Source organism: Arthrobacter sp. W4I7, from assembly GCF_030816215.1.
Classification (GTDB): domain Bacteria; phylum Actinomycetota; class Actinomycetes; order Actinomycetales; family Micrococcaceae; genus Arthrobacter; species Arthrobacter siccitolerans_A.
Genome location: NZ_JAUSXU010000001.1, coordinates 3417778 through 3438161 on the forward strand (window position 1 = coordinate 3417778; position 20384 = coordinate 3438161).

The window sequence follows — 20384 nt, forward strand, 5'->3', positions numbered from 1 at the left end:
CCGTCTTCGTGTCGCCACGGCCAACCCGCAGCACCCAGCTAACGTTGTATCAGCGCAAAACCGGGGAACCGGTTTATCAATTTGGGGGCGGCAATGAGGTGCATTCCGGAAGAACCGGAGTTCGGCGACGGACAGCTGGCGGAAAAAGCCGTATGGACTGCTCTCAGGAACAGCCTCCCGGACGACGTCGTTCTGGCCCACTCGGTCCAGGTCCGCGACGGGCGGAACGAATACGAGATTGACCTGCTGGTCCTTTGGCCCAATGTGGGCATGGCCGCGATCGAGGTCAAGGGTGGCCAGGTCAGCATTGCAGACGGGCAGTGGTACCAGTCGGACCGGACGCAAAGGCGCAAGATCCAAAGCCCCGTCGCGCAGTCCCAAAGCTCACTTCATGCCCTCAAGAACTGGCTTGAGAACGAGCTTGGTTCGCGCCTGAGCAGCCGCTGCGTCTACATAGTCAGCCTGCCGTACACGGACGTGCCAAGCGACTGGACCATGGCCGGGTGCCCCCGGTCACTCATCCTTGACCAGACCGACAGCAAGTCCCCAGCCGAGCTAGTCCGCCAAGTCATCGAAAATGAAGGAGGCGGCGCCTCCCCGCTGGCCCCGGCTTTCCTGGACCGCATCGTCCGCAAGCTGGGCGGAGACCTGGACACCGCCGTCGTACCTTCCACCACCTCGCAAGAGGATGAAGCAGCACAGGACCACCTCACCGAGCGACAGTCCGTGCTGCTCCAGGCGACCCGGTCACTCCCCCGGATCCGCTTCACCGGCGGCGCCGGCAGCGGAAAGACGTGGCTCGCCGTCGAAAAGGCCCGCATGCTCAGCAAACAGGGCAAACGCGTTGGCCTCTTCTGCTACAACAAAGGCCTCGGGCAATACCTTCAGGATAGGGTGGCGACGTGGCGCCAGGCGAAGCCGGTGTTCACGGGCGAGTTCCACGAATACGTGCGCGGGCTGGGCGTACCGGACGGTACAGGGCAGGAGTACTTCGACGTCGAAATGCCCAGACTCCTCAAGGAACTGGCAGCCGGAATGCAGCCGCACGAGCGGCTGGACGCTGTCATCGTCGATGAAGCACAGGACTTCGCGCCCCTCTGGTGGGAGGCCCTTCTCGCGTGCACCACCGATCCCGACGCGGGTGAGGTGTACGCCTTTATGGACGACCGGCAGGACGTCTACCAGCGCTGGGGAGGCGCGACGGCAGACCTCACCGCCGGCCCTACTGCCACTTTCGTGCCCATCCACATCGACGACAACCTCCGCAACACCCGCAAGATCGCCGAGTCCTTCCGACCCTTCGCCGGCGAGCACTTCACACCACGGGGAAGCACTGGCCTGCCCGTGAGGTTTGTGGACTGCCCCACGGAGGACGCGCTCGACGTGGCCGGAGACTGTGTGGAGGCGCTGATCGAGGAGGGTTGGGCGAACAACCAGATCGCGCTCCTCACCACCAAGGACCGGCACCCCATCCATCTGGACTATTACGAGCGCGGTGCCACAGAAGAATACTGGCGGGAGTTCCATGCCAACGAAGCGGAGTTCTACGGCCATGTGCTGGGCTTCAAGGGCTTGGAACGGTCTGTGGTTGTTCTGTGCGTCAACGGCTTCAAGGACATGGGCCGCGCTCCGGAACAGCTCTATGTGGGGCTGTCCCGTGCGCGGAGCCTGCTGGTGGTTGTGGGTGATTCCGGGCTGCTGGAGGAAGCAGGCGGACGCGAGCTGAAACTCGCACTGTCGCGTACGCAGGCGTGGAAACCGGTGCTAACCGGCGCGTAGTGGCGGCTCTCACCTAAATTGTCAGTGCCTCCTCATACTCTTCAGGCACCAGATCAGAACCGTCCAATGGGGGATGAAATGCCAGAACTAGCCGACGCCGGGCCTTACCCGGTTGCGACGCTTCCGCAGGTGCCTGTCCACGCTGTGCCCGCGTCGGTGCCTGCCTCTTACGACTATGCCTTCCTCTATCCGTGGCAGCAGGAAGCGTTGAAGGCCTGGCATTCGAATGCCCGCCGCGGTGTGGTGGAAGCTGTCACCGGCTCCGGTAAGACACGCGTTGGCATTGCCGCCGCCTTCGAGGCGGTCCGGCAGGGCATCAAGGTCCTGATCCTGGTCCCCACCGCGGAGCTTCAGCGCCAGTGGCTGGACTCCCTGCGCCGTGACCTTCCTGCCGCCCGGCGTGGTGCACTCGGCGACGGCCGCTCCGACTCGCTCGACAACGTCGACATCCTGGTGGCCATCGTTCATTCGGCGTCCAACCGCGAGACGCTCCGGAGCCATAAGGCTGGATTGATCATCGCGGACGAGTGCCACCGCTATGCGGCGCCCATGTTTACTGGTGCCCTCCAGGAAGGGTACGCGTGGCGGCTCGGACTGACAGCAACCTTCGAAAGGGCGGACGGTGAGCACGAGAACCTCCTGACCCCGTACTTCGGTGGCGTCATCTACAACCTCTGGTACGACCGTGCACTGAAGGACCAGGTCGTCGCCCCGTTCGACATCGCTTTGGTTGGCGTCGACCTCACTGCACCAGAACAGGCCGACTACGACGAGTTTTCGACAGTGATGGTGGAAGCGGCACGGAACCTCGAGACTTACGCTGGCATCCCGCGGCGGCCCTTTCCCCAGTTCATTGCCGCTGTGGCTACTCTCGCCGCTTCTGATTCGCCCAGCCGGGAAGCAACCATTGCCCGTAAGTACATGCGGGCCATGTCCTCGCGGCTCACCCTGCTGGCCGAGGCCAAGACGAAGTACTTGGCGCTGGCCGCTTTGAAGGAAACTGTCGATCGTTCAGGCGGGACGTTGGTGTTTACCCAGACCCAGGAGTCTGCCCGGCGAGCGCAGGAGCTTTACACGTCCCTCGGGTCGACGGCGTCGGCGGTGTTCAGCGGCATGGCAAAAGACGAACGCCGGCAGGGCATGGAGGATTTCCGCACTGGCGCATCGCAGATTCTGGCCGCGCCGAGGCTCCTTGACGAAGGCATCGACGTCCCAGAGGCCGACCTCGGGATCATCGTCGCTGCCAACCGCAGCCAGCGGCAAATGGTCCAGCGCCTCGGCCGTGTGATCCGTAAGAAGGCCGATGGACGGCCCGGCAGACTGGTTGTCCTCTATTCCAAGGGCACTGTGGAGGATCCGGACGTCCAGGGTGAGGAATTCCTCGGCAAGGTCCTCCCGTTCGCACGAAACGTTGAGTTCTTCGACATCAAGACGGACCTGGACGGGTTGCAGGAGTTCCTGCGCCAGGCGGAACCCGAAGAGACTCCAAAGCAAGAACCCGAGGAGCCGGCCGGGCGTACGTCGGGGAGCGGGGTTGGGTCGGAGGGCGGCAGTGCGCTTGAACCGGTGGTGGAGCCTCCTGTGGAGGAGGACGACGAGAGTGCGCCGACGGCGTTTGATCTTGAGGACTCCGGCTGGCTGGAGGAGCTTCAAGGGCTCGAGGGGTTCAGCGACGATGGGGTTTCGGACTACCTGCAGCGCGCCGGTAGGGCTGATCTGCTGACCGCCGAGCAGGAAGTGGAGTTCGCCAAAGACATTGAGGCCGGTCTTTATGCTTCACACCTGCTCGCGGATTCGACACCTCGCGGGCGCCGTGAAACCCGGGAGCTGCGGATGATCGCACAGTTGGGTGAGCGGGCTGCGGACGCATTGCTTGAAGCGAACCTCCGGTTGGTCGTGTCCATTGCCAAGAAGTACGTGTATCAGGGCATGGACCTGCTGGACCTGATCCAGGAGGGCAACATCGGCCTCCACCGGGCGGTCTGCAAGTTCGACTACACCCTGGGCTTCAAGTTCTCCACGTACGCAACGTGGTGGATCCGCCAAGCCGTCACCCGGGCTCTGGCTGACCAGGCACGGGTAATCCGGCTCCCTGTCCATATGGTGGAGCAGATCAACAAAGTGCGGTCTGTTCAGCGTGAAGCGGCCAGGAAGGGCACTGAGTACACCCTTGAGGAGCTCGGCAAGCTCACGGGTCAGTCCGCCGGCAAAGCCGAGTATCTTCTGAACCTGGACATGCCCATGCATTCGCTGGACTACCTCGTCCCGGACGGCAAGGGCGGCCTGGAGCCGCTGTCCGACCAACTCCTCGATCCGTGGCACGTGGATGTTCTAGACCAGATCGCCAAGGAACAGCTGAAGGCCCAAGTGCATGCGGTTTTGGATACGCTAACGGAACGGGAAGCCGGAGTCATTGCGATGCGCTTCGGTATCGACGATGGCGAGGAAAAGACCCTGGATGCCATCGGCAAGGTCTACGGCGTAACCCGCGAGCGCATCCGCCAGATCGAGTCGCAGACAATGGCTCTGCTCAGAGAACCAGAACGATCCCTGTCCCTGCGCGAGTACAACTTTGACGGCGTCGACGGATCCACAAGCACCGAGGCAGGCGCACCCTGATGGCGCAGCCACGAAAACTGCCGTGGCCGACCAAAAGCGCGGCGCCGGTGGACAACTACGAAGAGTCCATCGGCCGCCTTGATGCCGCGAGCGCCAAACTCAAGGCCCGGCGCAACACCCTGGATGCAACTGTTGAGATCCTGGCTCTGCTGATGAGGCAGAACACCACCGGTCTTCAGTTCTGGGAACAGCGGCTTCACGTGTGCGAGGAGCTGTTGGCAGGTACCGCTGGAAAGTCCACAAGGAGAACTGCCCTGGTTGAGCTCCATGAGGTTGCGCTCAAGATGGAGCCCCTGTTCAGAAACCGGGTGCAGCGGGTCGATGTTCGATTAGCCGCCGTCCAGGCGCGCGGGGACGAAATCAACAGCGCCCTCCAGGCGCTGGAGAAGATCAGGACCAAGCTGACGTCATCCCGGATGCTCTCGCAGGAGCGCGAGAACCTCAGCAGGGCGATCGGCGAACTCAGCGGAACGGCGGACGTGCCTGGAGTGGTCAATCCGGACCCGGGCCTGCGCAGCGATCTCCAGGACGCACGGCACGCCATCATCCTGGCCGAGGCCCTGCTCGAAGCGAAACGGGAGAAATGATGCCAAAATTCCAGCCGGAGTCGCGCGTCCTCAGAGCTTTTACGTCCGAACAGTGGAGCGGCCAGCCGGCAAAGGACGCCGGAAACATGTTCGTCGGATGCGCCGTCATCGGCGCAGTGCTGTGCCTGGTCCTGATGATTTTCATTCCCGGGCTCAGGAGCGGCGGGGCTTTCACTCTCTTTACCGGGGTATTCGCCCTTGTCTTCACCACACTGGCAATTAAGGGGAAGGCCTCCGCCGAGCGCAGGTTCTTGGAGGGACTGACAGGCACGGTCAACGACATAATCGCGGGGCTGACAGGAAATATTGCCAACCAGTTGTCGGTGAAGCAGTTCAGGTCGCTGATCGAAACCGGCAAACCCCTCTCCATCCTCGTCAATGGTGTTCCCGGGCTGGAGCTTGTGGCGATCAGGGAGCAACCGCCTATGCATGCGCGGAATCCTGTCATAAAGCGCGTGGACAACGTGGTCTGGACAACGCGCATCGCCATCACCTCCACCCCGCCCGACTATGGAATAACGAGCTTCGACCGTCTGCTCTCCGCCGCTGCAAGCGCCAGCGGGAACAGCGACGATTAACTTCCGTGGCAGTTTTGTCAGTGCCGGTTGCTATGTTTTGTGAGATGTCAGGATGAGGGGGACAGTATGACCAGCACTATTTATGCTTCGGTGGGCGATGCTCTGGCCGAACTTGCAGTAATTATCAGTCGCATTCAGGCCCGGGATCCGCTCGCTCCTGTCACCATCCTGGTCCCGTCCCACGCTTCCGGGAGGGATGTGGCCCATTTCCTGGGCAGGACCCTCAACGCTGGTGCAGGAAGTGCGGGCATCAAAGCACTCACGCTGAAAGACCTGGCTAGCGACCTCATCGCCGACGAGCCCACCATCAACGGAAGACGTCCGCTTCTTCCGGTACTCCGGCTGGGAGCAGTAACAAAGGTCCTTACCGACGAACCCGGGCTGTTCAAGGATGTCGCTGACCAGCCCGCCACCGCCCGCGCCCTAGCCAAGACGGCCGAGCTGCTGGACGCAGGACCGGACCTTCCCGACTCTGCACTTCCGGGCGTCATGCATGAAGTTCTTCGAATCCACGGTATGGCCAAGCAGGCGCTCGGACCGCAGTGGTACACGGACCATGAGGCCTTTGCCCTCGCAGGCAGCAAACTTGGAACCAGCACTGTGACGCGGCGACTCGGCACTGTCATCGGCTTCATGCTGGGCGCCGAAACCCGGCCCTCACCGGCCGTCTTCAAAGCACGCCTCCAAGAGGCCGGGATGCAGCAGATCACCGCGTCCGGGTCCGCGGAGAGCGGCACAACCCTGATGACCGCTTCAGACGCCGACGACGAAGTCCGCGCCGTGGTCAGGCTCGTCGTCGAAAAGCTGGCAGCAGGCACTCCGGGCCACCGCATAGGCATCTTCCACTCCGCCGCCCAGCCCTACGCCTCCTTGCTGACGCAGCGGCTTAGCCAAGCCGGAGTTACGTTCGTCGGTCCGGCAGCCCACCGGCTCGCGGACTCGCCCCTCGCGCGCGGATTGCTTCAGTTGCTGAAACTTGACCCGCAGCTTCCCGACACGCGAACCATCCTGAACATCCACGCGGAAGGCACATTCGTCTGGAGGGAACAGCAACTGCCCAGCAGTGCCACGTGCGAAAGGCTTTACGCCAATCCACCGGCCGAAGAGGACGCCGTCGGGAAAGACCCTGCTGCCTTCACCTCCAGGCTTGAACGGTTCGAAATTTTCCAGTCCTTTGCCGGAGCACTTGCGGCCCGGCTTGGCCAAGTCCACACGGCTGCAACCTGGAGCGAGGCATCAGCCGTGCTGGTCTCGCTCCTTGAAGATTTTATGGGCCCCCGCACAGCCGGTGAACGGCCGGAAAAAACGGCTGCCCGCGACGCCCTGGTCGAGGCCGCCCTGGATCTCCGGCACCTCGACGGCGTCGGCCCCAAGCCCCGTCCCTCGCTCATCCAAAGTGCCATGGAGGACGCCATAACCTCAAAAGGCGGCTGGACCGGGAAAAGCGGCACCGGCGTCGTCATCGGCAGCTATGCCGACGCCGTGGCAAGGGATCTGGACGTCCAGTTCCTTCTCGGCGCGGCGGAAAGTCTGGCACCGGCAAGAATCCGGGAGGACCCGCTCCTTCCGGACAGCGTGCGGGCCTTGATGGGCGGCGGACTCCCCAGTGTGGAGCAGCGAGCGGAAGCCACCAAAGAACAGTTCTTTGCCGCCCTCGCTTCCGGATCCGAGCGGACCATCACATACCCGCGTGGCGATTTGCGCGGATCCGGCAGTTACCAGATCTCCCGGTGGATCACCGCCAGGCCCAGGCCCGAGGACGAACTGCAGTCATTTGCCCGCGGCATCGAAAACAGCGCCCCCACCGTGGCTGCGCTTCCCCCGACAGCCCAGGAATGGCGGCTGCGCCGCGTCCTCACTGCCGAGGAGCGCACAGCGGCGCTCCGGGACGATACTGCGCTGCAGCGCGCACTGGCTGCTAGCCGCGACCGACGCGACGGCATCTTCTCCAGGTTCAACGGCAACCTCGGCGCCGATGCCGGGGCCGCCATCATTGACCCCAAGAAAGCGCTGTCCCCCACGGGCCTCGAAGACTGGGTGACCAGCCCGTTCAGCTACTTCCTGAAGCACGTCCTGAAGGTGAACATCCTGGAGGACGCCGCACTGGAGGTGCAGATTTCACCGCAGGAGCGGGGCACCCTTGTCCATCAGATACTGGAGGACTATGTCCGCAGCATCACCAAGGACGGCCTTCCGCCGTCGTCGGACCGCCTCATGGAGCTGGCAGACGCGGGTTTTGCACAATCCGCCAACCCGGCGTGGCTCAACCACGTCTGGGAGCGCAACCAGGCCATGATCCGCCAGGATCTGGCGCGGGTGCTGGAAGATGACAACGAGAGGTTCGCGGACGGCTGGAACTACCTCGAGGAAGAGGCAAGCTTCGGCCCGGAGGACACGGACAGCTATCCGCCGGTTGAGCTGGCCCTCAAGGACGGCACCGTGGTCCGGTTCCGCGGGAAGGTGGACCGGATTGACGGCCATAACGACGGCCGGGTCCGGGTCATCGACTACAAGACCGGCAAAGTAAACGACAAGTACAAGGCCCTCGGGAAACATCCGACCGCGGAAGGCACCCGCTACCAGCTGCCCGTCTACGGACTGTTCGCGCAAACCCTCCGAACCTCTGCCTCCCCTGTAGCAGCGGAATACTGGTTCATCTCGAAGGCCGGCAACTTCGAGAAGATCGGCTACACCGTGACGGATGACGTCGTGGAGCAGCTCCGCAGGGATGCTGGCCTCATCATTTCGGCACTGCGGAACGGGGTATTCCCCCCACGGCCCGAGTCCGACCGCTATGTCAACTTCACCACGATGACGGGAGCCCCGGAGCTCGGCCAGCAGTGGCTGAAGCTTCAGAATGCCCCCGAAATTCAGCCGTATGCCCAGCTCCTGAAGGCGGAGAAATGAAATCCGAAGTCCTGGACCTTGCAGACCAGATTGACCGCACGCTCATCGAGAAGGAGCTCGACGCAAACATCTTCGTCGAAGCCGGTGCCGGCAGCGGCAAGACGCATGAACTCGTCGAGCGCATCTGCGCCATGGTTGACGCCGGGATGGAACTTAGGAGCGTCGCAGCCATCACCTTTACGGAAAAGGCGGCAGGAGAGCTCCGGGAACGGGTCCGGGGGCAGCTGGAGAACGCCAGCCCGACAGACCTGCGCCGGCGGGCCCTCGACCAGCTGGACACCGCGCCCATCGGCACCATTCACTCCTTCGCTGCCCGCATCATCAGCGAACATCCCATCGAGGCCGGTGTCCCTCCCCTGATCACCGTGGTGGATGAGCTGCGGTCCCGGATCGCCTTTGCCCGCCGCTGGGAGGCTGCGCGGCATAAACTTTTCACCGACCCGTCCATCGACGACGCCCTCCGCATCCTCCTCGCCGTGGGCGTTTCACTGGACCACCTGCAGAATGTGGCGTCTGACCTGGACTCGAACTGGGACCGGCTGGAAAGCCACCCTCCTCAGCGGCGCCACATCCCGGCCGTGGCGCTGGGCCCGCTTCTGCGCCAGACCTCCGAGGTCCTGGCGAATGCTGACCACTGCACGGATCCGGCGGACAAGCTGCTCACCGCCTTCGAACACATCAAGAGCTGGCACGGCCGGCTCGCCGAGGCCGAAACCGGCGAACTTGGCTTGGTCCTCGAGCTCTTGCATGCTGTCCCGACGAAGGGCTTCGGCGGAGGCCAAAAGGGCAACTGGTCCGTCAATGTCGCTGAAGTGCGGAGCTCCTGCAAGGATCTGGCTGATCAAGCCATCGCCCTGCGTAACAGCTTCGTCCAACCCGCCGTCGAAACCGTAACGGCCGCCATGGCTGAGATTCTTCTGGAGGCTGCACGTGAACGCCAGCACAGCGGCGAGCTTGAGTATCACGACCTCCTGATCCATGCCCGGGACCTCCTGGTCGGCGAAAAAAAACATGCCGTCCATGCGGCACTCCATAATCGTTACCGCTGCATCATGCTGGACGAGTTCCAGGACACGGACCCCGTCCAGGCGGAACTTGCCTCCCGGATTGCGGCGGACGAGGTCTGCGGGCCCGAGGGCTGGGAACAGCTGAGCGTCCCGCCGGGCCGGCTGTTTACCGTCGGGGACCCGAAGCAGTCCATCTACCGCTTCCGCCGGGCCGACATCGCCACCTACCTCGCGGCACAGCAGCGCTTCTCTAACGACCCCTCGTCGAGTATCGCCTCGCTTCAGACCAACTTTCGCTCAACCGGGACGCTCCTCGACTGGATCAACGGCACCTTCGGGCAGCTCATCATGCCGAGCGGCACCATCCAGCCCGAATACTGCCCGCTAACACCCGATCCGCAGCGCCCTGACTGGAACAACGAACACGGCCCCGCTGTGACGGTCATTGGCCGGGCTGGCGCCCAAGCTGGCGAATCGGGAAAGGTCACAGCTGATGCCATGCGCCGGCAGGAAGCGGCCGACGTCGCGGCAGCAATCAGGATCGCAACGGGCACGGCAGGGCTGCCGGGCTGGCAAAAGCAAAGCAAACGGAAAGGGAAATTCCAGCTTTCACCCATCGAACTGAAGGACATCTGTGTACTGATCCCCACCCGTACGTCGCTTGCCGCGCTTGAGGATGCTCTGGACGACGCAGGCATTGAGTACCGGGCCGAGGCATCTTCGCTGGTCTACTCCACCCAGGAAGTCACGGACCTGCTGCTCGCGATGCGCGCCATTTCCAACACAGCGGATGAAGCCGCGCTGGTGTTGTCCCTGCGGTCGGCGGTGTTTGGCTGCGGCGACGATGAACTGTTCGAGTGGAAGCAGGCGGGAGGCAATTGGTACATCTTCTCGAATGCGCCGGAGACGCTCAGTAACTCCCCTGTGGCAGACTCCCTGCAGTACCTTGCGGCCCTCTGCCGCGATATCGAGGTGCTGACGCCGGCCGAGATCATGGAACGCATTGTCACCGACCGGCGCATGCTGGAGGCAGCTATCGACGCCCCGCGCTACCGGGACGTGTGGCGCCGGCTCCGCTTCGTCGTCGACCAGGCCCGCGCCTGGACCGAGGCCACCCACGGCAGCCTGCGGGACTACCTCGTCTGGGCTGCCGCGCAGCAGGAGGAGAACTCCCGGGTCAAGGAAGCCGTCGTGCCGGAGACCGATGTCCAGGCTGTGCGGATCATGACCATCCATGCCTCCAAGGGGCTGGAATTTCCCATGGTGATCCTGGCGGGAACGGGCTCCGGCCCGAACAACCAAAAAGCTGCAGCCCTCTGGGACCAGGATTCCCAAGTGCAGGTGCACTTCATCCGCGACATCCGGTCGGCCGGTTACGGTGCCGCGGAGGGAGTGGAGGACCTGTTCGGCGAGGCAGAGCGGATCCGGCTGCTTTACGTTGCGTGCACACGCGCGGAAAGCCACCTCGTCGTATCCCACTACGTGAACGCCAGAAACAGTCTTGGCCAGTTCCTGAGGGACGCAGACACTGCCTCGGCGCCGGACCTCGACATTCCGGAGGAGATGCCACTGCAGCCGGGAGCGTCCCACAAGGTCCTGCCAGTGGAAGCGTTCGACGCGTGGCAACAGCGCCGCGACACGTGGCAGAAGAAATCCGCCATCGCATCCGCCACCTCGGTCACCGCGACTGCCAAGGGAGCCGGGGACCTGGCCGGACTTGAATCCGACGGGTGGCCGCGTTTTATGAGCATCGAAGAGGACAGAACACTGCCGTCATTCGCACCGCCGGGCGGGGAGCACGGCCAGGAATTCGGGACAGCGCTGCACCGGCTGCTGGAACTCAGCGACCTGCGCGAGGCCTCGAACCTCGATGAGCTGGCCGAGAGGATCGCCAGCGCGTCCGGACTGTCAGATCCGGAGGGCCTTGCGGAGCGGGCCCGTTCCGCGCTGAGGAGCGCACCGGTTCAGCGCGCCGCCGACCGGGAACACTGGCTAGAGCTGCCCGTTGTCACGTCCATGGATGGTGTGACGCTGGAGGGCATCATCGACCTGATGTACCGGGAGGACGACGGGACGCTGGTTATAGCCGATTTCAAGACGGACATCAGTGTTCCGCAGGAGAGGCTGGCGGCGTACTGGCGCCAGCTCACGACCTACGCCGGAATGGTGGAACGCATCACCGGCCAGACGGTAAGTGAGCTCGTCTTGATCTTCTGCAGGGCCGGAGACGCCGAAATCCGCCATCAGGCACGACATGACCCATCTGAGGGCGGATCGTAGTCGCCGTATGCCGTCACCACCACCGGTGGCGGCACTCGGGATTCTGGCATGCCCACTTCGGCACACCCATTTCGACTTTTCCGGTGGCGGGATAGACCCTGAGTTCCTCCATCATGACGCAGCCGGCGAACTCTGCCTTTGGAAACTGCTCCCGGGTGTCGGGCATGATCATGCCGTACATGACCCGCCAGGCTTCATGCCCGCACACGGGGCACTTCCTTGTCGCATTGGCTCTCGTTGTCGCATTGGCTCTCGTTGTCTTGTCGTCCTTGGTCATGCAAGCAACCTAGCCCTGGCCGCGGACATTCCAGGCAGTTACAAAAACTTCTTAGCGCTAAGCGCTTTTTGTAACCCGTGAACTTCGCTTATGCCGTCAACCGCTCAGTGGCGTACTTGTTCAGGGGCACGCCGCGATTGGCAGCCTCAATTGCCAGTTTGCGATGGAGTTCCGGAGGTACCCGAAGGTTGAGGCGGCCACTGAACTTTTGCGTCGCGATGGGTTCAGGCACGGGCTCTCCTGACTGTGTAAGTTCATCGATGACATCGGACACTAACCGTTCGATGCCCCGAAGCGCCTCGAACTGGTCCTCGTCCAGCCAAGAGAGGGAAGGGAACTCAAGGACAGTGGCCACAAATTCTTGGTCCTCGGGCGACCACTGGACCGAGTAACGGTACTGCGCCACCGTGGAAGGTGCGGCAGCTGCTTTTCGAGTGGACATCTACTTCTTCTTGCTCCGATCGATGGCGGCTATGGCTTGCTTCACCTGGTACGGCTTGGCCTTGCCATTCTTGTTCTGCAGATTGATCCTGGGATCCCCCGACCAAGGCATTTGAAGATTGCGTTGTGGCTCCCGGAACCTGACCTCGGTTCCCCAAAGTAATGAGTACAGAGTTTGAGCATGTCACTGTAGGAGACGTTGTCAGGTGAGTTTCTAGCTTGCTTTTCGATCTTGTCGATGCTCACCGCAACCACTATGGTGCCGCTTTAGGCACCACTTCTCAAGATTTCCCGTATTCCTACAGCCGCCGCTGCCGAAACGTTGGGAACCACTCCCCGCCGCCCCTCTCCACAGTTTTTAACGAAACATCCACCGTCCGGACACCGGACCCCAGTCCTAGGTTCGTGGAGACTGCTGGTACAAATATGACCTGAAATAACTTCTGAACTCTGCGCGGAGCATTGCCACGCTGCGGTGTTCGGAGCTTAAGAACCGTGCGCGTGCAAAAGCGCAGCAGTGGAAAGATTGATACGCCGTGATTGAAATGCTCAGCGGAGCCAGCGTAGACACGTTCAAGAATCTTGTTTGGATCGTTGCCGTGATTATCGGCCTGCTGTTCCTCATCGGAAGCCGCGTGTCCAGCGCCGAAAATAGCAGCGAGAGTGCTAGCTGCCTCGACGGCAGGGACGGCGGCTTTTGCCGCAGCCAACTTGGCGGTGGTCTTCTACATCTTGGCTCACCTCATGGATCCGCGTTGGTCTGTCGGGAGAGATGCAACGGTCGAGAGCCCTGAAGTGTCTGCTGGACCGTTCTTCCAGCCCATCACCGATACTCTGAATGACATCCTGGACGGCCTGGCGGGCAGCGTTAACAATGTCATCGCGCTGAAGAACGCGTTCCTCACCATGCCGGAATTTATTTTCGCCGCGGGCTGGGCGTCTCTTGTGCTGGTTGTTCTGGCGATCGCGAATCGCATCGTTTCTTCGAAAATCGAAAGAGATCAGATGAAGCAGATCGACCGGAATACCCGGGATCTGGCTGACATTCGTGCCGAGCTAGGACTGGTCCCCTTCCAGGACACTAGGGTCGGGGCGCGATGAAATGCATTCCAGAGGACCGGAATTAGGCGACGATTTTCACGCGAAGAAGGCCGTCTGGGAGGTGCTGAAGAGCAGCCTTCCGATGACTGCTTCCTGGCCCATTCGGTCCACGTCCGCGACGACCACATGAATACGATATCGACCTGCTGGTCCTCTGGCCCGACGTAGGCATGGCCGCGATCTAGGTCAGGTGCGGACAAGTCACTAGCCACCCCGCAAACAGGAATTGCCAACCTGCAGTGTCGGTGCCACCTACTAGTCTCGGTGAGACCGCGAGAACCGTTTCGTGCACGGGTGACATCCCTCCGTGGGCGACAATGTTCTCAGACAATGCAGTACTGACAAAGAGACTCAAGGAGCCCCTGTGAATGACGAGATTCAGCTGATCGCTGACGGCGACGGTTTAGCGGTCATCGGCGATCCGGCGGCCGTTGACCGATTTCTCGTCTCGGAGGGTTTGTCATCGAAGGATCTCGGACTACAACGATTGGGTCCGACGCTTAGCAGCGCAGCTGGCGTTGTTCAGCTAGGTTCTGAGCTCGCCGCAAATTCCGGACAGTGGGTCAAGCTCACCGGGGAGTCAGCCAACGCCATCAAGAAGTACGGACTGATGACTAATTCGAAGTCCGGACTCAGCATGGGTGTGATCCAGGCAAAGGGCCAAGCCCACGGCATCAAGGGAATTGTTCAATTCGCGAAGGGTCCAGGCTCGATTGCGACCAATCCCGCGATTCTTACCGGCGCTGCCGGGATCATGGCACAGCTTGCCATGCAGCAGACCATGGATGAGATCACCGACTACCTCGCCACGATCGACGAGAAAGTCGACGATTTACTGCGCGGACAGAAAGACGCCGTCGTGGCGGACATGATCGGCGTGGACCTCGCTATCGAGGACGCAATGACCATTCGGAAGCAGGTGGGTCGAGTTTCCGAGGTGACGTGGTCCAAGGTTCAGGCGACGTCAGTCACGGTTGGCAGAACGCAAGCCTACGCACTCAGGCAGCTCGACGCTCTGGCGGAAAAGCTGGAAAACAAGTCTAAAGTCGGCGATCTGGCCAAGACGGCTAAAGAAGCCGAATCTTCTGTGCGTGAGTGGCTCGCCATCTTGGCTCGTTGCTTCCAGTTGCTGGATGCCATAGCAGTGCTGGAGCTTGATCGCGTGCTCGATGCGTCGCCGGATGAACTGGACGAACACCGCCTCGGTCTGAGGGCCGCTCGCCACAACCGTCTCGAACGCATCTCTCGAAGCACAGAACGAGTTATGGCCCGCATGCAGGCTGCTGCCAGCGCAGCCAACTCTAAAGTCCTGCTGCACCCGATCACCGCCCAGGCCGTCGTCGTGTCCGCCAACCACGTAGCCTCCGGGGTCGTGGATTTCCACGGATTACTCGGAATTGAACGTAGCCGTGAGTCCCTTGAGGCCAAGCGATGGATCGAGGCGGCCGTGGAGGCAAGAGACCGGGCACTCGAGACCGGAGCCGACGGCGTGGACGCGGCCAAAAACCTCGGTAACGACACCCTTGACCGTGCCAAGTCGGTCACGGACAAACTATCGAACAAGATTTCAAAGCACTCCCTGTTTCGGCGGGGAAAGGATGACGAGGATTCCTCTGAGGGTTGCTGAGTTGATCGCTTCAGGTGGGGTCCCATGACGAATAGGAGGAAAAACGATGCCTAACAGGGGCGATAAAGCATTGGGCTTGATTAAGAACGGCGGCGCCAAGCTAAAGACGGGGAGCGGGAAACTCTACTCCTTGGCGAAGGACCCTGCTGTGCAGACCAAGGTTCGGAACATGGTCGCAGACGGCCAGAAGCTTTACAGGGCGGCGACCAGTCCGGAAGCAAAGCAGGCATACAAACAGGCCGCGGAGTTCATCAGGAAGACCAGGAAGAACTGAGTCCGTCTCCAACGATGCGAGGGTTCGCTTGCCCGGGACCGATCATGTGAAGGCTGAGTATGGACGTTGGTGCTTCTTGCTAACTGCGCCTCGGCCACCTGTTCCAAGCTGCCGGGCTTGGCTATGCGGATGAACAACACTCAGGTCGATCGAGCCCCTAAACACTACAGCCAGCACCAGTCATAGAGGACAGGAGCAACAGATCCAGTGACATCCCCTCAGCAACGTATAGCCGTGCTGCCGGACATGCCCGACTCAAGACTGCTAGTGGAACTCACCAGCCATGCGAGCGATCTGTCGGAAGCCTCCCATACGTTGGCCAGTGCCTTCGCGGCCGGTGAAAGCGCCGAACTGTGGCTCCCGCTGACTTCACACTCAGTGACCGCCTATATTCGTCCCTTCATTCGCTCGAATGTCCGCAGGCGCCTCGACGAGATGCCCTTTGTACCAGCCGTGCCGCCGTCGCTGAAGTGGTTGCACGAGGTTGTTCGGCAGTACCGCAACACGACTATCGCGCATTCGCAATCAAACTTGGCTTTGCCCCTTCCGGTTGTTTTGCTGGACAATGCCGGAAACCCAACAAAGGTTGCTCCGGTATCCCTCATCAATCAAATGCCTATGGCAATCGCAGAACGCTTTGCTGACTTGGTTGCCAATATGGAGGACGCAGTGGAACATGCAACCCAGCCGGTGCTGGAGCGTCTGCGTGCTTGGGTGATGAATAAAACGGTAGAAGAAATCGGAAATTGGGACCCGCCAGAATTTGTCTACGCGGCCGCTTTGGAATTCAATGCGGGAGAACGGAGAGCCCGCGTTCCTCGTTACACAGCCTATTGGCAGGAGCAGTTAGCCAACGACGAGCAAGCACCGGAGCACTTCTCTCAATAACCCGAACTTCCCAAAGTTCATTGCCCCAACAGCCGCCGCTGCCGGAACATCGGAAACGACTCCCGCACCCGGTTTACCGTGTCCAGCGAGACCTCAACAACACGAACCCCGGGCTCCAGCCCAAGGTCAGCCTCCACCACGCCCATCGGATCCACCAACACACTCCGCCCCACCGATACCGGCGGCGCCTGGCACACCCCCGCCACGTACACGCTGTTCTCAATGGCCCGCGCCGCGTTCAACGCCAGCCACTGCTCCGTCTTATGCTCGCCCGGCACCCAGGACGAGCAGACCAGCAGGACCTCCACGCCGGCGTCGGCCAGCGACCTTGCCAGCTCCGGGAACCGCAGGTCGTAGCAGGTCATCAGCCCGAACCGCACTCCCCCGCGCTCAAACACCACCGGATCCGTGGACGGTCCCGGCTTGATGAACGTGGACTCCCCGAAGCCCTGCGCGTCGAAAAGGTGGATCTTCCGGTAGAAAGCCAGCCGGCCGCCGTCGGGCCCGAACGCCACCAGGGTGTTGTACGCCCTGCCCGGCTCCTCCGAGGTTTCCACCACGCCCGCCACCAGCGCGATGCGGTGGCGGCGGGCGATGCCGGCGAGCTCCCGGCAGACGGGGCCGTCCAGGGGTTCGGCGACCTCGGGGAAGGTCGCGTCCACCTTCTTCTTCTCGTAGGTGGCGTACTCCGGGAAGGCGACCAGCGCGGCGCCGTCGTGCGCTGCCTGGGCGGCGAACCGGTCGATCGCGGCGAGGTTGGCCCGGATGTCGGTATCCGATTCCAGCTGCCCCAGCGCTATCCTCACAAGAGTTCCTTCCCTCGCCCCAGCGGGCCAAACTACAAAGCTGACCAGCTCAGGCGGCGGCCTCGACCGTCGCCTTCTCCGTTTCCGTCATCTCCGGCGGCGCGGCCTTGAAGCCGCGCGTGATCAGGGCCAGGACCACTACGCCCAGCACCAGCCAGGACACTCCCAGCGTAATGGCGTTGCTGTCCAGCTGGGAGAGCAGGTAGGCGCAGATGATGGCGCCGATCACCGGGACCACCACGTAGGACACCGGGTTCAGCTGCTGCCCGGCCCGGCGCTGGCGCACATAGTGGAACACCACCGCGGCGTTCACCAGCGTGAAGGCGGTGAAGGCACCAAAGTTGATGAACGACGTCGACGTTGCCACGTCCAGGAAGATCGCGATCAGGCCCACGATGCCCGTGATTACCAGGTTCGCCACCGGGGTGTGGAACTTCTCGCTGAGCCTTCCGAAGACTGCCTTGGGCAGGACGGAGTCGCGGCCCATCGCGTACAGCAGGCGGGAGGCGCTGGCCTGCGCGGCGAGGCCGGAGGCGAACTGCGCCACCACCAGGCCGGCCAGGAACACGGCGCCGAACAGCTGCCCGCCGATCTGCAGGGCGATGGAGCTGGCCGCGGACGCCGAGTCCTCGAACACGCCGCCGGGGTGCACCAGCTGGGTCACGTAGGACACCGCCACGAAGATGCCGCCGCCGATCAGCGCCACGAGCATGATGGCGCGCGGCACGGTCCGGCGCGGGTTGATGGTTTCCTCGGTGAGGGTGGTGACGGCGTCGAACCCCAGGAACGAGTACGCGGCGATGGCCGCGCCGGCGGAGATGGTGGCGAAGCTGGCGGTGTCGTTGAAGAACGGCTGGCTGCTCACGAGTCCCCCGGCGCCGTTGGCGGACACCACGCTGCCGATGGCCAGCGCCACAAAGAACACGAGGACCAGCAGCTGGAACGCCATCAGCACGTAGTTGGCCTTGTCCGCCACCTTGATGCCCAGGATGTTCAGCAGCGTGGTGATGACGATGAAGCCCACGATCCAGACGCCGATGGGGATGCCGGGGAACTGGGCGCTGAGGTAGGAGCCGCCGATGAGCCAGATGACCATGGGCAGGAAGAGGTAGTCCAGCAGCACGGCCCAGCCCACCAGGAACCCGACGCGGGAATCGATCGAGCGGCCGACGTAGGTGTAGGCGGAGCCGGCCACGGGATGGGCGATGGCCATCCGGCCGTAGCTGTGCGCGGTGAACAGCATGGCCACAAGCGCCACGAGGTACGCGGCGGGCGCGGCGCCGCCGGTGGTTTCGGCGATGATGCCGAAGATCCCCAGGACGATGATCGGGGTCAGGTACGCCAGGCCGAACAGGACCAACGAGGGCAGCTTCAGCGTGCGGGTGAGGGTTGTTGTCACGGTGTTTCCTCAGGGCTTGTAGGACGGCGGTGTCCAGGTGGCCGGGTTGATCCGGCCTTGGTAGACGGAAAGTTCGACGGCGGGCTCCCCCTCGCGGAACTGCGACCAGGGGCGGTTGAGGTTCTCCGTTCCGTGGGTGCGGACGCGGTCGACGGCGGCCAGGTCCAGTTCCGCGGTGAGCAGCTGCGGTTGATCGTCAGGTGCCTCGGCGAGGGTGTTGCCCTCAGGGTCCACGATGATGCTCTTGCCCTGGCCGGTGGGACCGGCGCAGTTGACGCTGACCATAAAGACCTGGTTCACGATGGCGTTGGCCTTGGCGAGGATCAATTCCTGTTTGCGGTCCGGGGTGGTGGTTTTGACGACGTTGAGGATGACGTCGGCCCCCATCCAGGCGAGCTGGCGGGACACCTCGGGGTACCAGGCGTCGTAGCAGATGTTCAGGCCCACCCTGCCGATGCCGGGCAGGTCCACGGTGGTGAACCGGTCGCCGGGGTCGTAGGGCTCGAACGGGCGCCAGGGGAAGATCTTGCGGTAGTAGCCGGCGAGCTCCCCTTGCGGGGACAGGACCAGCTGGGTGTTGAACAGCTGCCCTTCCGGGCCGCGTTCGCAGACGCTGCCGGGGACCAGCCAGATGTTGAGGTCTTTCGCCAGTTGTTTGAGCTCTTTGACTCTTGGCCCGTTGAGGGGTTCGGCACTCGCTTGGAGCATTTCGGTGCGCTGCAGGTCCGGGTTTTCATCGCCGAAGAGGTGCAGTTCGGGGAAGACCAGCAGCTTGCTGTGCGGCTGTGCCTCGAGGGCTGCTTTGACCTCGTCCGCGAAGGCTGAGAGGGGTTCGCCGATGAGCCGCGGCCGGGCCTGGGCGGCGACGAGGGGAAGGATGCGTTGCATGGGTTTTTCTCCGCGTTGGGGTGTGATCCGAGTTATATTAGATCAGAATGATCCAATAAAGGGAAGGGTCCGGTGTGGGCCGTAAAGTAGCGGTTATGACGGATCAGCTGGAAGACACCACCGAGTCCCCGCGCCTCGGTGCCGGCAGGATGCCCGGGATGGAGCGGCGCAGCGCCATGGACGCGGTCCGGATGCGGATCGGCATGGCGATTTCTTTAGGGCTCTTGAAGCCGGGCGAGCGGCTGCCGGACCAGGAGGATGTGGCCCTGGGTCTCTCGGTCAGCCCGATTACCGCCCGGCGTGCGCTGGCGAGCCTGGCGGAGCAGGGCGTGGTGGTCCGGCGGCGCGGCCGGGCGGGCGGAACGTTTGTGGCGGACTCGCCACCTACGGAGGTTTTGGCGTCACTTTCGGCTTCCCCGGCGGAGTCCCAGGCGGTGAACCGGCTGGTGGACCGGCGGCTGCTGTTCGAATGCGCCGTGACGCACTACGCGGCGGTCAACGCCACCGCTGATCAGCTGGATGAGTTGGAGCGGCTCACGCGTGAGATGGCGGAGTCGAGCGACTGGTCGTACTACCACCGGATGGACGAACAGTTCCATCAGCTGGTTGGCAGGGCGTCGTGCCTGGACACCGCCGTCGTGGTTTATCACGAGACGCTGGCCGAGCTCTACGACTACTTCATCCCCTACCCCATCGAGAAGCTGCACAAGTCCAACCACGACCACATCGCGCTAGTGGCAGCCCTGCGAGCCCGTCGCGTTGAGGAAGCAGTGGAGGTTTCCCGGAAGCACGTGGACATACTGCACCGGACGATGTTTATGGGGCTGGCCGAGGTCGGGGGCTAACACCACTTACCAATGACCTGTTGCCAGCAGATGGAAGAAGATATGACGAAAAGTGTGCGTAGCAAATTTTCCATCATGAGG

The 20384-nt window shown here is 62.6% G+C and carries 16 protein-coding genes; 11 read left to right on the forward strand and 5 right to left on the reverse strand.

Going from position 1 to position 20384, the window contains the following annotated elements:
• Positions 1-93: 93 nt before the first annotated feature.
• The 6 genes from QF047_RS15405 (at position 94) to QF047_RS15430 (ending at position 11757) form a co-directional block, all read left to right on the forward strand.
• On the forward strand, positions 94-1779 hold the full coding sequence (locus tag QF047_RS15405) for an NERD domain-containing protein (protein ID WP_307278836.1): 1686 nt from the start codon (positions 94-96) through the stop codon (positions 1777-1779).
• 78 nt (positions 1780-1857) lie between these two features.
• Complete coding sequence (locus QF047_RS15410; protein ID WP_307278839.1) at positions 1858-4398, forward strand: sigma-70 family RNA polymerase sigma factor; 2541 nt, start codon at positions 1858-1860, stop codon at positions 4396-4398.
• Entirely contained in the window at positions 4398-4985 is a 588-nt protein-coding gene (locus tag QF047_RS15415) for a hypothetical protein (protein WP_307278842.1), read from the forward strand. The genes QF047_RS15410 and QF047_RS15415 overlap by 1 nt, the downstream gene beginning before the upstream one ends.
• The gene (locus QF047_RS15420) at positions 4982-5563 is read left to right on the forward strand and encodes a hypothetical protein (RefSeq protein WP_307278844.1); all 582 of its coding nucleotides are present in this window, start codon (positions 4982-4984) and stop codon (positions 5561-5563) included. Before QF047_RS15415 ends, QF047_RS15420 begins: the two co-directional genes overlap by 4 nt.
• 66 nt (positions 5564-5629) lie before the next feature.
• Positions 5630-8470, forward strand: a complete 2841-nt coding sequence (locus QF047_RS15425) for a PD-(D/E)XK nuclease family protein (protein WP_307278847.1) — start codon at positions 5630-5632, stop codon at positions 8468-8470.
• Positions 8467-11757: an exodeoxyribonuclease V subunit beta gene (locus QF047_RS15430; protein WP_307278850.1), complete on the forward strand. Its 3291-nt coding sequence runs from the start codon at positions 8467-8469 to the stop codon at positions 11755-11757. Before QF047_RS15425 ends, QF047_RS15430 begins: the two co-directional genes overlap by 4 nt.
• 13 nt (positions 11758-11770) lie before the next feature.
• On the opposite strand, the gene QF047_RS15435 is transcribed toward QF047_RS15430, so the two are convergent.
• Positions 11771-12034: a hypothetical protein gene (locus QF047_RS15435; RefSeq protein WP_307278853.1), complete on the reverse strand. Its 264-nt coding sequence runs from the start codon at positions 12032-12034 to the stop codon at positions 11771-11773.
• An 88-nt stretch (positions 12035-12122) separates the two neighbouring features.
• Positions 12123-12476, reverse strand: a complete 354-nt coding sequence (locus QF047_RS15440; RefSeq protein ID WP_307278855.1) for a type II toxin-antitoxin system HicB family antitoxin — start codon at positions 12474-12476, stop codon at positions 12123-12125.
• A gap of 662 nt (positions 12477-13138) precedes the next feature.
• Between QF047_RS15440 and QF047_RS15445 the strand changes: the two genes are divergently transcribed.
• The 4 genes from QF047_RS15445 (at position 13139) to QF047_RS15460 (ending at position 16365) form a co-directional block, all read left to right on the forward strand.
• A complete protein-coding gene (locus tag QF047_RS15445; protein WP_307278858.1) occupies positions 13139-13576 on the forward strand; it encodes a hypothetical protein in 438 nt (145 codons plus the stop codon).
• A 364-nt stretch (positions 13577-13940) separates the two neighbouring features.
• A complete protein-coding gene (locus QF047_RS15450; RefSeq protein ID WP_307278861.1) occupies positions 13941-15203 on the forward strand; it encodes a hypothetical protein in 1263 nt (420 codons plus the stop codon).
• Positions 15204-15279: 76 nt separating this feature from the next.
• Positions 15280-15477 (forward strand): hypothetical protein, encoded by a 198-nt coding sequence (locus QF047_RS15455; protein WP_307278864.1) that lies wholly within the window; start codon positions 15280-15282, stop codon positions 15475-15477.
• Between the two features lie 267 nt (positions 15478-15744).
• Entirely contained in the window at positions 15745-16365 is a 621-nt protein-coding gene (locus QF047_RS15460) for a hypothetical protein (RefSeq protein ID WP_307278867.1), read from the forward strand.
• Positions 16366-16382: 17 nt separating this feature from the next.
• Here the strand turns inward: QF047_RS15460 and QF047_RS15465 are convergent, their stop codons facing one another.
• Genes QF047_RS15465 through QF047_RS15475 form a run of 3 tightly spaced genes read right to left on the reverse strand, consistent with a single transcriptional unit; the run spans position 16383 to position 19458 of the window.
• Positions 16383-17171 carry a carbon-nitrogen hydrolase family protein gene (locus tag QF047_RS15465; RefSeq protein WP_307278869.1) on the reverse strand — a complete coding sequence of 263 codons (789 nt, stop codon included), beginning with the start codon at positions 17169-17171 and terminating at the stop codon, positions 16383-16385.
• 49 nt (positions 17172-17220) lie between these two features.
• Entirely contained in the window at positions 17221-18570 is a 1350-nt protein-coding gene (locus QF047_RS15470; protein ID WP_307278872.1) for an APC family permease, read from the reverse strand.
• A gap of 9 nt (positions 18571-18579) precedes the next feature.
• Positions 18580-19458, reverse strand: coding sequence for a carbon-nitrogen hydrolase family protein (locus tag QF047_RS15475; RefSeq protein ID WP_307278874.1), 879 nt, complete (start codon positions 19456-19458; stop codon positions 18580-18582).
• 95 nt (positions 19459-19553) lie between these two features.
• Between QF047_RS15475 and QF047_RS15480 the strand changes: the two genes are divergently transcribed.
• Entirely contained in the window at positions 19554-20303 is a 750-nt protein-coding gene (locus tag QF047_RS15480) for a FadR/GntR family transcriptional regulator (protein ID WP_307278876.1), read from the forward strand.
• Positions 20304-20384: the final 81 nt, after the last annotated feature.

Bases quoted from the DNA above. Each gene is read 5' to 3' on its own strand.
- QF047_RS15405 (WP_307278836.1), top strand. From the start codon at position 94: ATGAGGTGCATTCCGGAAGAACCGGAGTTCGGCGACGGACAGCTGGCG.
- QF047_RS15410 (WP_307278839.1), top strand. From the start codon at position 1,858: ATGCCAGAACTAGCCGACGCCGGGCCTTACCCGGTTGCGACGCTTCCG.
- QF047_RS15415 (WP_307278842.1), top strand. From the start codon at position 4,398: ATGGCGCAGCCACGAAAACTGCCGTGGCCGACCAAAAGCGCGGCGCCG.
- QF047_RS15420 (WP_307278844.1), top strand. From the start codon at position 4,982: ATGATGCCAAAATTCCAGCCGGAGTCGCGCGTCCTCAGAGCTTTTACG.
- QF047_RS15425 (WP_307278847.1), top strand. From the start codon at position 5,630: ATGACCAGCACTATTTATGCTTCGGTGGGCGATGCTCTGGCCGAACTT.
- QF047_RS15430 (WP_307278850.1), top strand. From the start codon at position 8,467: ATGAAATCCGAAGTCCTGGACCTTGCAGACCAGATTGACCGCACGCTC.
- QF047_RS15435 (WP_307278853.1), bottom strand. From the start codon at position 12,034: ATGACCAAGGACGACAAGACAACGAGAGCCAATGCGACAACGAGAGCC.
- QF047_RS15440 (WP_307278855.1), bottom strand. From the start codon at position 12,476: ATGTCCACTCGAAAAGCAGCTGCCGCACCTTCCACGGTGGCGCAGTAC.
- QF047_RS15475 (WP_307278874.1), bottom strand. From the start codon at position 19,458: ATGCAACGCATCCTTCCCCTCGTCGCCGCCCAGGCCCGGCCGCGGCTC.
- QF047_RS15480 (WP_307278876.1), top strand. From the start codon at position 19,554: ATGACGGATCAGCTGGAAGACACCACCGAGTCCCCGCGCCTCGGTGCC.